The sequence below is a fragment of the Streptomyces sp. BF23-19 genome (assembly GCF_041106355.1).
Lineage (GTDB): Bacteria > Actinomycetota > Actinomycetes > Streptomycetales > Streptomycetaceae > Streptomyces > Streptomyces virginiae_A.
Map to the genome: position 1 here is coordinate 20,659 of NZ_JBGBPT010000067.1, position 14,108 is coordinate 34,766.

General features: G+C 71.6%; 14 protein-coding genes. 7 read left to right on the forward strand and 7 right to left on the reverse strand.

The window, feature by feature from the left end:
* Positions 1-306 precede the first annotated feature (306 nt).
* The 5 genes from AB8A24_RS30750 (at position 307) to AB8A24_RS30770 (ending at position 5,079) form a co-directional block, all read left to right on the forward strand.
* Positions 307-1,056: a TraR/DksA family transcriptional regulator gene (locus AB8A24_RS30750; RefSeq protein ID WP_369478132.1), complete on the forward strand. Its 750-nt coding sequence runs from the start codon at positions 307-309 to the stop codon at positions 1,054-1,056.
* 201 nt (positions 1,057-1,257) lie between these two features.
* Positions 1,258-1,800, forward strand: coding sequence for a signal peptidase II (gene lspA, locus AB8A24_RS30755; RefSeq protein ID WP_234314500.1), 543 nt, complete (start codon positions 1,258-1,260; stop codon positions 1,798-1,800).
* A 41-nt stretch (positions 1,801-1,841) separates the two neighbouring features.
* On the forward strand, positions 1,842-2,783 hold the full coding sequence (locus AB8A24_RS30760) for an RluA family pseudouridine synthase (RefSeq protein WP_266390590.1): 942 nt from the start codon (positions 1,842-1,844) through the stop codon (positions 2,781-2,783).
* Complete coding sequence (locus tag AB8A24_RS30765) at positions 2,780-3,259, forward strand: GNAT family N-acetyltransferase (protein WP_328963693.1); 480 nt, start codon at positions 2,780-2,782, stop codon at positions 3,257-3,259. Before AB8A24_RS30760 ends, AB8A24_RS30765 begins: the two co-directional genes overlap by 4 nt.
* Before the next feature lie 227 nt (positions 3,260-3,486).
* Positions 3,487-5,079, forward strand: a complete 1,593-nt coding sequence (locus AB8A24_RS30770; RefSeq protein WP_369478133.1) for a Na+/H+ antiporter — start codon at positions 3,487-3,489, stop codon at positions 5,077-5,079.
* A 151-nt stretch (positions 5,080-5,230) separates the two neighbouring features.
* Here AB8A24_RS30770 and AB8A24_RS30775 read toward each other — a convergent pair whose 3' ends face one another.
* Positions 5,231-5,725: an SRPBCC family protein gene (locus AB8A24_RS30775; protein WP_328963695.1), complete on the reverse strand. Its 495-nt coding sequence runs from the start codon at positions 5,723-5,725 to the stop codon at positions 5,231-5,233.
* A gap of 66 nt (positions 5,726-5,791) precedes the next feature.
* On the opposite strand from AB8A24_RS30775, the gene AB8A24_RS30780 reads away from it, so the two are divergent.
* Entirely contained in the window at positions 5,792-6,397 is a 606-nt protein-coding gene (locus AB8A24_RS30780) for a TetR/AcrR family transcriptional regulator (RefSeq protein ID WP_328963696.1), read from the forward strand.
* On the opposite strand, the gene AB8A24_RS30785 is transcribed toward AB8A24_RS30780, so the two are convergent.
* Positions 6,394-7,431, reverse strand: coding sequence for a mechanosensitive ion channel domain-containing protein (locus AB8A24_RS30785; RefSeq protein WP_328966015.1), 1,038 nt, complete (start codon positions 7,429-7,431; stop codon positions 6,394-6,396). The genes AB8A24_RS30780 and AB8A24_RS30785 overlap by 4 nt on opposite strands.
* Positions 7,432-7,502: 71 nt before the next feature.
* Between AB8A24_RS30785 and AB8A24_RS30790 the strand changes: the two genes are divergently transcribed.
* Positions 7,503-8,072 (forward strand): dienelactone hydrolase family protein, encoded by a 570-nt coding sequence (locus AB8A24_RS30790; RefSeq protein ID WP_369478134.1) that lies wholly within the window; start codon positions 7,503-7,505, stop codon positions 8,070-8,072.
* Positions 8,073-8,134: 62 nt separating this feature from the next.
* Here AB8A24_RS30790 and AB8A24_RS30795 read toward each other — a convergent pair whose 3' ends face one another.
* The 5 genes from AB8A24_RS30795 to AB8A24_RS30815 form a co-directional block, all read right to left on the reverse strand.
* Positions 8,135-9,091 carry a zinc metalloprotease gene (locus AB8A24_RS30795; protein ID WP_369478139.1) on the reverse strand — a complete coding sequence of 319 codons (957 nt, stop codon included), beginning with the start codon at positions 9,089-9,091 and terminating at the stop codon, positions 8,135-8,137.
* Between the two features lie 232 nt (positions 9,092-9,323).
* Complete coding sequence (locus AB8A24_RS30800) at positions 9,324-10,985, reverse strand: alkaline phosphatase D family protein (protein WP_328963698.1); 1,662 nt, start codon at positions 10,983-10,985, stop codon at positions 9,324-9,326.
* A gap of 129 nt (positions 10,986-11,114) precedes the next feature.
* Complete coding sequence (locus AB8A24_RS30805; protein ID WP_328963699.1) at positions 11,115-11,909, reverse strand: DsbA family protein; 795 nt, start codon at positions 11,907-11,909, stop codon at positions 11,115-11,117.
* Between the two features lie 48 nt (positions 11,910-11,957).
* Complete coding sequence (locus AB8A24_RS30810) at positions 11,958-12,644, reverse strand: hypothetical protein (protein WP_328963700.1); 687 nt, start codon at positions 12,642-12,644, stop codon at positions 11,958-11,960.
* Positions 12,645-12,682: 38 nt separating this feature from the next.
* Positions 12,683-14,008: a DUF2252 domain-containing protein gene (locus tag AB8A24_RS30815; RefSeq protein WP_161293719.1), complete on the reverse strand. Its 1,326-nt coding sequence runs from the start codon at positions 14,006-14,008 to the stop codon at positions 12,683-12,685.
* Between the last annotated feature and the right edge of the window lie 100 nt (positions 14,009-14,108).

Consider the following 14,108-nt stretch of genomic DNA (forward strand, 5'->3'; position numbering starts at 1 on the left):
GCCCGGGGGCCGCACGGCAGACCGGTTTACGGGGGCCCGTACGGGGGCCGCCGGCCCGGCGTGGCGGGGCCGCGGGGAGGGTCCGCGCGCGACCCCGGCGTGCCCCCGGCGTGACCCGAATGGGCCTGCCGTGCCGGTGACGACTCGGGTGGGGCGGGAGTGGCGGATTACCGGGGCTCCTGATGGGCACAACGGATGCAGGTTGACCTCGATGGATGCGTGCCCCGTTGCCGCGGGGCCGGTGTCGATTTATCGTTCCGGCACGATTCGCGAGCAAAGATCACAGTATGTGAAGGGGCCGCGGCCATGGTGGCGAAGAAGACCGCCGGGAGTACTGCCAAGAAGGCTGTCGGGAAGGCCGCCGGGAAGGCGGCGGTCTCCGAGGACGCGGCCCCCGCCAAGAAGGCGACCGCTGCCCGAAAGGCCGCCACCGGAGCACGCGCTCCGGACGGGAAGGCGACCGCCGTCAAGAAGACGACCGCCGTCGAGAAGCGGACGGCCACGGCCAAGAAGGCCGCGGCCGAGGGGGCGGCACCTGCCGCGAAGAAGACGGGAGTCCGGAAAGTGGTTGCCAAGAAGAGCGCGGGTACGGCGAGGAAGACGGCCGCGGCCGCCACCAGTGGGCTCCCCAAGGCGCGGGCCACGGCGGGCCTGGCCCCCGGCGAGCTCGCCGTACGGCCCGGGGAGGACCCGTGGACCCCCAAGGAGGTCGAGGACGCCCGTGCGGAGCTCCTGTCGGAGGTACTGCGCCTGCGGGCCGAGCTCGACGCCTCCGAAGCGGCCATCACCGGCCTGATGCGGGACTCCGGGGACGGCGCGGGCGACGACCAGGCCGACACGGGCACCAAGAACATCACCCGGGAGTCCGAGCTGGCGCTCGCGGCGAACGCCACCTCGATGCTGGAGCAGACCGAGCGGGCCCTGGAACGGCTGGAGGCGGGCACGTACGGGCTCTGCGAGAACTGCGGGCAGCCCATCGGCAAGGCCAGGATGCAGGCCTTCCCACGGGCCACGCTGTGCGTCGACTGCAAGCAGAAGCAGGAACGGCGGCACTAGGCCGTCTCATTCGGATCTTGTCGGGTGGGGCCGTGCCGGACGCCCCGGGCCCGGCAAGATCCGGAAGAGACCGCCTGGCCAGGTCGGGGAGGTGGGGCAGGCGGTCCGCGGGGGCCCTGACGTACTCTCGTGTTCCGTCAGGGTCCAGGAGGAGCCTGGTTCGAGCTAGTTCGAGGGACTCACGTGGCAGAGGCGGAGCGCATCATCGGTACGCCGGAGGTCGGGGACGACACCCAGCCGGAGTCCGTCGGGCCCAAGGGGCGCCGTCGGATCACGGCTCTGCTCGTCGTGGCGGTGCTCGCCTACCTGCTCGACCTCGGCAGCAAGATGCTGGTCGTGGCGAAGCTGGAGCACCAGCCGCCGATCGAGATCATCGGTGACCTGCTGAAGTTCGAGGCCGTCCGCAACCCGGGCGCCGCCTTCGGCTTCGGCGAGGCCTTCACCATCATCTTCACCTGCATCGCGGCCTCGGTGATCGTGGTGATCGTCCGGCTGGCCCGCAAGCTCTACAGCCTGCCGTGGGCGATCGCGCTCGGCCTGCTGCTGGGCGGTGCGCTGGGCAATCTGACCGACCGGATCTTCCGTTCGCCGGGTGTGTTCCGCGGCGCGGTCGTCGACTTCATCGCGCCCGCCCATTTCGCCGTCTTCAACCTCGCGGACTCGGCGATCGTGTGCGGCGGCATCCTGATCGTCCTGCTGTCCTTCAAGGGCCTGGACCCGGACGGGACCGTCCACAAGGACTGATCGCGGGACGGTCGGACCGCCCCGTCCTGCATACTCGACGGGTGAGTACGATTCCCGAGATCCGCACCCTGCCCGTTCCCGATGGCCTCGAGGGCGAGCGCGTCGACGCCGCCATCGCCCGTATGTTCGGTTTCTCCCGGACGAAGGCGGCCGATCTCGCGGCCGCGGGAAAGGTGTCGGTCGACGGCAGTGTCGTCGGGAAGTCCGAGCGTGTGCACGGTGGCGCCTGGCTCGAAGTCGAGATGCCCGAGCCGGCCCGGCCGGTCGAGCTCGTTGCCGAGCCCGTCCCTGGCATGGAGATCATCCACGATGACGACGACATCGTCGTCATCATGAAGCCGGTGGGCGTCGCCGCCCACCCGAGCCCCGGCTGGACCGGCACCACCGTCATCGGTGGCCTCGCCGCGGCCGGCTACCGCATCTCCACCTCCGGCGCGTCCGAGCGCCAGGGCATCGTGCACCGCCTCGACGTCGGCACGTCCGGCCTGATGGCCGTCGCCAAGTCGGAGCGCGCGTACACCTCGCTGAAGAACCAGTTCCGCGAGCGCGTCGTGGACAAGCGCTACCACGCGCTGGTCCAGGGCCACCCGGACCCGATGAGCGGCACGATCGACGCGCCGATCGGCCGCCACCCCAACGCGGACTACAAGTGGGCCGTGATCCAGGACGGCAAGGCGTCCGTCACCCACTACGACCTGATCGAGGCCTTCCGCGCCGCCTCGCTGCTGGACATCAAGCTGGAGACCGGGCGCACGCACCAGATCCGCGTGCACATGTCCGCGCACCGCCACCCCTGTGTCGGCGACCTGACCTACGGCGCCGACCCGACCGTCGCCAAGCGGCTCGGCCTCACCCGGCAGTGGCTGCACGCGGTGCGCCTCGGCTTCGAGCACCCGGCGGACGGGCAGTGGGTCGAGTTCGAGAGCGGCTACCCGGCGGACCTGCAGCACGCGCTGGACGTGATCCGGGCGGAGAGCGAGTGACCTCGCCGGTCGAGCGCACGGTCGAGGTGCGGGTCGCCGTCTCGGAGGAGGACCTGAAGTCCTGCTTCGCGGTGCGGTCCGAGGTCTTCGTGGTCGAGCAGTCGGTGCCGGAGTCGATCGAGTACGACGCGTACGACGCGGACGCGGTGCACGTCCTGGCCGTGGACGCGGACGGCGTGCCGCTGGGCACGGGCCGGCTGCTGTACGGGCCGGCGGCCCTCGGCAAGACGGGCGACCTGACGGTCGGATCGCTGGGCCGGCTGGCCGTGGCCAAGTCCGCGCGCGGGCTGGGCGTGGGGGTGGCGCTGGTGCGCGCGATCGAGGCGGAGGCTGCCCGGAGGGGGCTGGCCGCGGTCGATCTGGGCGCGCAGACGCATGCGCTGGGCTTCTACGAGCGGCTCGGCTACGTGGCCTACGGCCCGGAATTCCAGGACGCGGGCATCCCCCACCGCGCGATGCGGCGCCCGCTTCCGTAGCCGGGGCTCCGCCCCGGACCCCGCGCCTCAATCGCCGGCGAGGCTGAAAGATCGCCTCAAACGCCGGCGGGGCTGGATGGTCGCCTCGATCGCCGGCGGGGCCGGAAATTCCAGCCCCGCCGGCGATCGAGGCGCCGGCGCGGAGCGCCGTCGCGGGTTCGGGGCGGAGCCCCGACACGGCCCCCGACCCGCACGAGCCAAGCGCAGCGGACTGGCAGGGTGGGGGAGTGGATCAGCTTGCTCTGCTGTTCGTGCTCCTGCTCGGGGCCGTGGTCACGGTGCCGCTCGGGGACCGGCTCAAACTGCCCGCGCCCGTCCTGATGACCATCGGCGGGGTGATCCTCGCCCTGGTGCCGGCCGTGCCGAACGTCGAGATCCCGCCCGAGTTCATCCTGCCGCTGGTGCTGCCGCCCCTGCTGTACGCCTCCGTGCAGCGCACGTCCTGGCGACAGTTCGCCGCCAACGTCCGGCCCATCCTGCTGTTGGCCGTGGCCCTGGTGTTCGTCACCACCGGCGCGGTGGCCGCCGTCGCCAACGCCGTCGTGCCGGGGCTGCCGATCGCCGCCGCCCTCGCCCTCGGCGCGCTCGTCGCCCCGCCCGACCCGGTGGCCGCCACCGCCGTCGCGGGATCGCTCGGGCTGCCCCGCCGCATGGTGTCGATCCTGGAGGGCGAGGGGCTCTTCAACGACGTGACGGCGATCGTGCTCTACCACGTGGCCGTCGCCGCCGTCGTGAGCGGCAGTTTCTCCTGGCCCGATGCGCTCGGGGAGTTCGTGCTCTCCGCCGTGGTGGCCGTGGCCGTCGGGCTCGCGCTCGGCTGGATCACCCACCGGCTCATGGGGCGGCTCGGTGACGCCACCCTGCAGATCGGGCTGACCCTGCTGGTGCCGTTCGTCGCGTACGTGGTGGCCGAGGAGCTGCAGGGTTCGGGGGTGCTGGCCGTGCTGACGACGGCCCTGTTCCTGGCCGAGTACGCGAGCGACGCCGACGACGTGCTGGGGCGCCTCGCCGGGCACACCTTCTGGGAAGTCGTCGACATGCTGGTCACCGGCGTGGCCTTCGGGCTGATCGGGCTGGAGCTGCACAACGTCTTCGGCACGGCCGAGGACCGGGTGTGGGAGATGGCCGGGTGGGCGGCGATCGTGGTCGCGGTGGTGGTCGGGGTACGGCTGGTGTGGCTGCTGCCGGCCGGCTGGCTCGCGAAGAAGCTGCACCAGCGGCGCGACTACGACGAGGAGATCCCGCTGAGCTGGCGGGAGAGCGTGGTGATGTGGTGGGCCGGGATGCGCGGGGTGGCCTCGGTGGCCCTGGCCCTGGCCATTCCCCTCAAGACGGACGCCGGTGAGCCCTTTCCCGGGCGGGACCAGATCATCTTCATCGCGTTCGCGGTGATCATGACGACGCTGGTGTGCCAGGGGCTGACCCTGCCGTGGCTGGTACGGCGGCTGGGGGTGGAGGCCGACACGGACGCCGAGCGGGACGCGGAACGGCGGCTGGCGATCCGCGCGGCCAAGGCCGCGAAGCGGCGGCTGAAGGAGATCGAGGAGGTGGAGGAGCTGCCGGAGGACCTCGTCGAGCAGTTGTACCGGCGCGCGTACGACGTGGGGGCCAGGATCAGCCCCGACATGGTGGACGAGGAACGGCGCGAGGCGTACGCGAAGCGGGTGGAGCGGCTGCACGACATCCAGCGGATCCAGCGGGAGATGATGTCGGCCGCCCGCCACGAGATCCTGGCCGCCCGCAGCGAACCCGGCTCCGACCCGGAGATCGTGGACCGGGTGCTGCGGCATCTGGACGTCCGGAGCCTGCGCACGCCGTGAGCGGCCGTGGGCCGGGTCCGCCGGCGGACGGAGTCCGACGCAGCGGCCCGAAGCCGGGGAGGCCCCTCGGGGCCGAGCCGTGCGAGGGGTGCGTCGGGGATGGGTCCGGGTGCTGCGGCATCCGGACGTCCGGAGCGCACGCCGTGAGCGGTCAGCCCGCCAGCCGTTCCAGACCGCGCAGGAAGCGGACGTACGGGGACCAGCGGGCCGGGTGGGCGATCGTGCCCGTGCACGCCAGTTCGGCGCGGTCCAGGCAGTCCTCCAGGACGGCGTCGTGCCCCGAACGGAAGGCCAGTGGCCAGGTGATGCGGGCCAGGCCGCTGACCCGCATCGCGAGGGTGTGCCGCAGCACCGTCCGCTCCGCGTCGACCGGCAGCACGGCGAACTCGTGGAAGCCGTGGAAGCCGCGCGGCCCGGTGAAGGCGAAGCGGACCCAGGTCCCGGGCACGTACGCGGAGACCGTGTACCGCACCGGCCCGTGGCCGCCCACCGCGCCCACCGCCAAGGGGCGGTCGAACTCCATCGGATCCCACACGCGGCCCGGCCACAGCCGGTCCTCGTCCCCGGCCGCCAGCGTGTCGATCAGCGCACCGACCTCGCTCTCCTTCGCCGCGATCACGCGTTCGTGCAAGTTGTGGACACCCATGGAAGGCCCTCCCCTTCAGGTTATTAGAGAGAGGTCTCTAATAATCTGGAGGGTACTCTCTGATTCATGGCGAGACCACCCCGCTTCGACACCGACCAGATCCTCGACGCCGCCGTCCGGCTGGCCGCCTCCGCCGGGCCGGTCGGCGTGACCATGACCGCCGTCGCCCAGGCGATCGGGGCGCCCAGCGGCTCCATGTACCACCGCTTCGCCGGGCGCGCCGCCCTGCTCGCCGAGGTGTGGCTGCGCAGCGTCGAGCGGTTCCAGGAGGGGTACCTCGCCTGCCTGCACGGCGACACCGACCCCCGCCGGGCCGCCCGCGCGGCCGCCCGGCACGTCGTGGGGTGGAGCCGCGCCCACCCCGAGGAGGCCGTCCTCCTGCTCTACGGCCCGTGGGAGTTCGGCCGCGCCGACTGGTCCGAGGAGCACACCGGCCGGGCCGATTCCGGCAACGGGCGGGTGTACGCCGCCATCGGCGACCTCGCCGCCGCTCTCGGCGCGACGGAGCCCCAGGATCGCGACCGGGTCGTCCTGGCCCTGATCGACCTCCCGCTCTCGGTCGTCCGCCGCCACCTGCGTGCAGGCGACCCGCTGCCCCCGCACGCCGAGGACCTCGCCGAGGAGTCCGCGGCCGCGCTCCTCCCCGCAGCCCCCGGTGACCCCGCCGCCTAGGGAGTCTCCGCGGCCGGGCCCGTGGCGATGCGGGGGAGGGCGTAGGGGTGCTCGGCCACCAGCCAGGTGATCATGCGCTCGCGGACCGCGCAGCGCAGGGTCCAGACGTCGTCCGCGTCCTTCGCCGTGACCACGGCGCGGATCTGGACCGTGTGCGGTGTGGTGTCCGTCACGGCCAGCCCGCCGCCGCGGCCGTCCCACTCCGGCAGCTCCGCCAGGATGTGCTGGAGCCGCTCCCGCATCAGGTCGACCGGCGCACCGTGGTCCAGGTGCCAGAAGACCGTGCCGGTCATCTGCGCGCCGCCGCGCGACCAGTTCTCGTAGGGCTTGCTCGTGAAGTAGGACACCGGCATCGTGATGCGGCGCTCGTCCCAGGTGCGGACCGTCAGGAAGGTCAGGGTGATCTCCTCGACCCGGCCCCACTCCTTGTCCACCACCACCGTGTCCCCGATGCGGACGGTGTCGCCGAAGGCGATCTGCAGGCCCGCGAAGAGGTTGCTCAGCGAGGCCTGGGCGGCGATGCCCGCCACGATGCCGAGGACGCCCGCCGAGGCCAGGAGCGAGGCGCCGAGCGCCCGCATCGGCGGGAAGGTCAGCAGCATCGCCGACGCGGCGACCACGACCACCACCGCCGTGACCACCCGATGGATCAGCGTGACCTGGGTGCGGACCCGGCGGACCCGGGCCTCGTCCTCGGTCGCCGCCGCGTAGCGCGCGTACGTGGAGTCGACGACGGCCGTCGCGATGCGTACCGCGAGCCAGGATGCGGAGGCGATCAGGACCAGGGTCAGGAACCGGCCGACGCCGAAGGCGTGGTCGGGCAGGATCCCCGCCCGCCGGTAGGAGGCCCTGAGCAGCGAGGTGCACAGGACGACCTGGAAGGGCAGCCGGCAGTGGCGCAGCAGACCCCACAGGGGGGTCTCGGTGTGCCGGGCGTCGGCCCGGCGCAGCAGCAGGTCCAGCAACCAACCCGCGATCAGGGTGGCGACCAGGGCGCCGCCGATGACCGTGACGGGGCGTAGGACGTTCTCCATCTCCATGGGTACGAACGTAGCGGGAAGCGGGCCGCGAGCCCCCGGTCCACGGCGGCCGGCACGATGGAGGCATGAACATCATGCTTTTCCATTCGACGTACGGGCTGCGGCCCGCGGTGCACGCGGCGGCCGACCGGCTGCGCGCGGCCGGGCACCAGGTCCAGGTGCCGGATCTCTTCGAGGGACGCACCTTCGGGACCGTCGAGGAGGGCATGGCCCACCGGGACGAGATCGGCCGTGACGAACTGCTGAAGCGCGCGGTGCTGGCCTCCGCCCCCTACTCGGACCACGGACTGGTCTACGCGGGCTTCTCCTTCGGCGGTTCCGTCGCCCAGCACCTGGCGATGGCCGACGAGAAGGCGCGCGGGCTGCTGCTCCTGCACGGGACGGCGGACCTGGAGGAGGACGCCTCGGTGGACGAGTTGCCCGTGCAGCTGCACATCGCGGACCCGGACCCGTTCGAGCCGCACGACTGGCTGACGGCCTGGTACCTGCGGATGCAGCGGGCGGGGGCCGACGTGGAGGTCCACAGCTACCCCGGTGCCGGGCACCTGTTCACCGACCCGGAGTTGGACGACTACGACGCCGAGGCCGCCGAGCAGCTCTGGAAGGTCGCCGTCGGCTTCCTCGACGGTCTGTAGGCGCGAGAACGACGAGGGCCCGGCCCGGCGAGATGCCGGACCGGCCCTTCGTCGTCGGTGGGTCAGCCCGCGCGGTAGGCGGTCCAGCTGCTCGACATGCGAGCCACCTGGCCGGCGGTGAACTGGTACATGCAGGAGTCGTACGTGTAGTCCATGAAGTTGCGGATCGGGTCGACGCCCGGCTTGCTCGCGCAACTGTCACGCCCGGTCGGGCACTCGTACGCGGCGCTCTTCTCGGCCGGGGTGTCGGAGACGTAGTCGCCGTTGCCGTTACAGCCGCCCTGGAAGGTGTGGTAGAGCCCCAGCCAGTGGCCGACCTCGTGGGTGGCGGTGTCACCCTCGTTGTAGTTGGCCGCGGAGCCGCCCGGCAGCGAGCTGTCGAGCACGACCACGCCGTCCATCTTGGGGCTGGACGCGTAGGAGGTCGGGAAGGTCGCCCAGCCCAGCAGGCCGCCGGAGAGCTTGGCGGTGTAGAAGTTGAGCGCGCCCGGGCCGCCCTTGCGCAGGGTGTTCTTCATGTCCTTCTCGGCCTGGGAGCCGGAAGCCAGGTTGTACCAGGTGGCGTTGTCCGTGTAGTCGGTGGCCGCCAGGGTGAACTGGAAGTTCGTGTTGACGTTGCCGGTGCCCTGGCCGCCGTAGGCCGCGTTGAGGACCGCGAGCTGCTTGCTCACGTCGGTGGACGTCAGCTTGCCGGTGGTGCCGGAGTGCACGACGTGGAAGTACACGGGGATGTTCACGACGGCCTCGGCGGCCGCCAGGCTGCGCTGCGGCTGGTTCTTGAGGGCCTTGTCCAGCTTCGCCTTGAGGTCGGCGTCCATGGACTTCGCCTGCGCGTCGGTGATCGCGTTGGGCTCGTCCGCGTGCTCGTCGTGGGCGCGGGCGACGCGGGCGTTCGCGGCGCCGGAGGAGGCGGGCTGGTCGGCGCAGACCTCGGCGGGGGACTTGGCGGCGGCCGCGAGCGTGGTGGGGGCGGCGAGCGGCGTGAACGCCAAGGTTCCGGCCAGGACCGCCGTGCCCATGAGGCGGCGGCGGAGAAGGGGGGATATGCGGGCAACTGCGCGCACGTGTGCTCCTCGCGTGGGGGGTCGTGGGGGGTGGTGGCCTGAAGGATCTTCTTCAGCTGGCGCGAAGCTTATGTGTGCATGACATATTCAGGTCAAGTGCCTTACGTAAAAGATTTGTTGCTTCTGACGCACATGGGGCGCCTGGTATGTACCAGGCGCCCCATGTGGCCGGAAAATCGACGGTCGATCAGCGGACGGGCTGGTGCACCCGCTCCACCTTCTGGGTCCCGTTCAGCGTCCGGTACGACCGGCTCCACGCGGAGGTGGCGCCCTGCTGCCGCTTGTCGGACACCACGTAGTAGTCCATCTGCGAGCGCTCCGCCGTCACGTCCAGCACCCCGTAGCCGTGCGCGTCCATGTCCAGCCACTTCACGTGCCAGTTGGCGGCCTTGATGGCCGACTCGGCCACCAGCGAGAGGGTGTCCGGCAGGACGTGCAGCATGTCGTCGAGGTTGTCGGAGGTCACCGAGGTGACCACGAACTCGGTCGCCGCCGTCCCCGAACCCGGGTAGGTGGCCATGTTCATCGGGACCTCGTTCGCCCACGCCATGTGGATGTCGCCGGTCAGGAACACGGTGTTCTTGACGCCCCGGTCCTTCAGGTGACCCAGCAGCTCCTTGCGGTCGTCCGTGTACCCGTCCCACTGGTCCACATTGATCGCGAGGCCGCCCTCGGGCAGGCCGAGCAGCTTGGTCAGCGGCTTCAGCAGGTGCGCGGGCAGCGAGCCGAAGGCCACCGGCGAGATCATCACCGAGGTGCCGACCAGCTTCCAGGTCGCCTCCGAGCCGGCGAGGCCCGACTTGAGCCAGTCCAGCTGGGCGCGCCCGGTGATGGTGCGCTCCGGGTCGTCCACCGAGCCGCTGCCCGTCTTGGCCGGCTGCGAACGGAAGGAGCGCAGGTCCAGCAGGTGCAGATCGGCGAGGGTGCCGAAGCGCAGCCGCCGGTAGACGGTGCCCGCGATGGAGGCGCGTACGGGCATCCACTCGAAGTACGCCTGCTTGGCGGCGGCCGCGCGGGCCGCCCACTCACCCTCGGCACCCGGCGTGTGGTTCTCGGCGCCGCCGGCCCAGGCGTCGTTGGCGAACTCGTGGTCGTCCCATATGGCGATGACCGGGTGCGCGTGGTGCAGGGCCTGCAGGTCGGCGTCCGTCTTGTACTTGCCGTGACGGGTGCGGTAGTCGGCGAGCGAGACGATCTCGTGCTTCGGCTCGTGCGGGCGGACGACGTACTTCGCCTCCGGATATCCCCCGGACTGGTACTCGTAGATGTAGTCGCCCAGGTGCAGGATCGCGTGCAGGTCCGTGCGGGCCGCCAGGTGGCGGTAGGCGGAGAAGTAGCCGGACTCCCAGTTGGCGCAGGAGACCACGCCGAAGCGGACCCCCTCGGTCGTCGCCTCGTGGGCCGGGGTGGTCAGGGTGCGCCCGACGGGGGAGACGGTGGCGCCGGCCGTGAAGCGGTACCAGTACGGCGTCTGCGGCTGGAGCCCGCGCACGTCCACCTTGACCGTGTGGTCGGTGGCGGCGCTCGCCGTGACGGTGCCGGAGCCGACGATCCGGGAGAAGCCCTTGTCGGACGCCACTTCCCAGCCCACCTGGGTGGCCGGGCCGAGCCCGGAGCCGGGTACCGCCTCGGGGGTCGGGGTGACGCGGGTCCACAGCAGGACCCCGTCGGGCAGCGGGTCGCCCGAGGCGACGCCGTGGAGGAAGGCGGGCGCGGTGCCCGCCGCGTGGGCGGCCGAGGCGCCCAACGAGGTGAGGGGGGCCAGCGCGGCCGTGGCCGCCGCGGCCAGAACGACCGTGCGGCGGCGGGGAGTTGCCGCGGACTGGGAAGGGGTGAGATGACTGGTCACGGGCGATGATATTACCGACGGGTACACCAGCTGGACCAGGTGCGGGAATGCAAAGGGCGGGCGAACTCTGGGAGTTCGCCCGCCCTTCGAAGCGGACCGTCCGGACGTGATTTCCGGATTGCCCCGGGATCAGCCCTGCAGGGCCTTGTCGATCGCCGCCGTGAACAGCTCCGCCGTCTGCGGCGTCTCGATCTTCTTGCCGTCCATCTTCAGGGTCGGCGTGCCCTTCACCCCGGACTTGTCGAAGGCCTTCGACATCTCCAGCGCCCACCGGTCGTACGTACCGTCCTCGACGGCCTTCTTGAACTCGGCGTTGCCCTTGAGCGCCGGGACGGTGTCCGCGACCTTCAGCAGGTAGTCGTCCTTGGCGAAGCTGTCGACGGTCTCCTCCGGGTGCTGCTCCTTGGAGTACAGCGCCCCCTTGTACTGCAGGAAGGCCTCCGGGCTGACGTTCAGCGCCGCGCCCAGCGCGCTCAGCGCGTTCTTCGAGCCCTCGCCCTTGACCGCGTTGTCGATGAAGGTGGCGCCGACGTACTGGAGCTTGTACTTGCCCGCGTCGACGTCCTTCTTGATCTGCTCACCGGCCGCCTGCTCGAAGGCGGCGCAGGCCGGGCAGCGCGAGTCCTCGTACAGCTCCAGCGTCTTCTTCGCCTCGGGCTTGCCGATGACGACCGTGGTGCCGTCCTCGCCCTCGGTGTTCTTCGGCTTGACCAGCTCGGCCTTGGCGGCCTTCTCCCAGTGGCCGGGCTGGTTGGCCTGCATGACCCCGTAGCCGATGGCGCCGATCACGCCGAGCGCGAGCACGACCCCGCCCGCCACGATCACCTGGCGGCGCACCTTGTCCTTCTTGGCCTGGGCCTCGCGCTCGGCGCGCAGACGCTCGCGGGCCGCTGCCTTGTTCGCGTGGCTGTTGCGTGAACTCATCATGATCTCCGTGGGGTGTGACGTGTGGAAGGGACTGCCGTACGTGCGTCAGGCGCGGGCGAGCGCGCCGAGCACGGGGGGTCCCCGCCGTCCCACGGAGTGTGCCGGGAAGCGGGTACGGGCCCCGGCGGCCGAGCGGGCCGACCGCGGCAGCGCCCGCGCCGGCCGAGGGGCCGCCGTGCCCGAAGCCGCGGCCAGCCGCAGCGGCCGGAACGCGAAGGCGGCCACCGCCCGCAGCGACCGGCCCAGCGCCCGCTCGCCGTGGCGCAGCCAGGCGGCGGCCAGCAGCCCGACCGAGACATGGGCGCCGAGCAGCAGCCAGGGCGTGTACGGCCCGGGCGAGGCCAGCAGCGCGGCCGCGTCGGCCGGCCCGGTCACCTCGGCCAGCGGTCCGCCCACCGGCGTGCCACCGCACAGGGCGTCCAGGCCCATGGCGCGCAGCGGGCCCGCGACGGGGCCGCCGGCCGGGCCGTAGCAGAGGTGCTGCCCGGTGGTGAAGACGGTGTCGGCGGCCAGCTCCAGCGGTACGAGCAGCCCGGCGATGGGGCCGAAGCCCCGTTCGCGGCCGGCCAGCGCGTAGGCGATCGCGAACACACCCGCGAAGGCCCCGGCCACCAGCGTGGGCGGCAGCGGGACCTGGGACATCAGGACGTGAGAGCCGGACGAGAGCAGTACCACGAGCGCGCTGAACAGCGCGGCCCGCAGCCCCCTCAGTCCCGTCCCGGAAATGTCCATCCTCGCGAGTGTGCCATGCGTTCCTGTGGAACAGCGGCTCAGGGAGTGAGACGCCCGTTACGGAAGAGGTCCACGAAGATCTGGTGGTCGGCACGCGCCCGGGCCCCGTACGCGTGGGCGAAGTCCACGAGCAGCTCCGCGAAGCCCTCCTCGTCGGCCGCGATCGCCGCGTCGATGGCCCGCTCGGTGGAGAACGGCACCAGGGACTGTCCGCTCTCCGCCTCGTCCGCCGACGCGTGCATGGTCGCCGTGGCCCGGCCGAGGTCGGCGACCACGGCCGCGATCTCCTCCGGGTCGTCCAGGTCCGACCAGTCCAGGTCCACCGCGTACGGGGAGACCTCCGCCACCAGCTGACCCGCGCCGTCCAGCTCGGTCCAGCCCAGCCACGGGTCGGCGTGCGCCTGGAGCGCCCGCTGCGAGATCACCGTGCGGTGCCCCTCGTGCAGGAAGTACTCCCGCACCGCCCGGTCCGTGATGTGCCGGGAGACCGCCGGGGTCTGCGCCTGCTTGAGGTAGATCACGACGTCGTTCTCCAGGGCGTCGCTGTGCCCCTCCAGCAGGATGTTGTAGGAGGGCAGGCCCGCCGAGCCGATGCCGACGCCCCGGCGGCCGACCACGTCCTTGACCCGGTAGGAATCGGGGCGCACGAGGGACTCGTCGGGAAGCGTCTCCAGGTACCCGTCGAAGGCGGCCAGCACCTTGTAGCGGGTCGCGGCGTCCAGCTCGATGGAACCGCCGCCGGAGGTGAAGCGGCGCTCGTAGTCCCGTATCTCCGTCATCGAGTCCAGCAGCGAGAAACGCGTGCGGGAGCGGGCCGAGCGCAGCGCGTCCAGCAGCGGGCCCTCGGCGGTGTCCAGGGTGAAGGAGGGCACTTCGTCATTCTTGGCGCCCGTGGCCAGCCGGTGGATCCGCTCCCGGTAGGCGCCGGCGTAGATCCGCACCAGCTCGCTTATCTGGTCGTCGCTGAGCGCCTTGGTGTAGCCGATCAGCGCGACGGAGGCGGCGAACCGCTTCAGGTCCCAGGTGAAGGGGCCGACGTAGGCCTCGTCGAAGTCGTTGACGTTGAAGATCAGCCGGCCGTTGGAGTCCATGTACGTGCCGAAGTTCTCGGCGTGCAGGTCGCCGTGGATCCACACCCGGCCCGTCCGCTCGTCCAGGTAGGGGCCGCCGTGCCGGTCCCGCTCCAGGTCGGAGTAGAAGAGGCAGGCGGTACCCCGGTAGAAGGCGAAGGCCGAAGCCGCCATCTTGCGGAATTTGACCTGGAAGGCAGCGGGGTCGGCGGCGAGCAGCTCACCGAACGCGGTGTCGAACACGTCGAGGATCTGCTCGGCGCGCTGCTCGTCGGTCGTCTCGGGGACCGCCATGGCGGGTTCCTCCTGGTGCACGGGCTGTTTCAGGTTCCGATCGACCGGACGTCGGATCGGCCCTCCTGGTTCTGCAACGCCCGACCGTACCGGTCAGTGC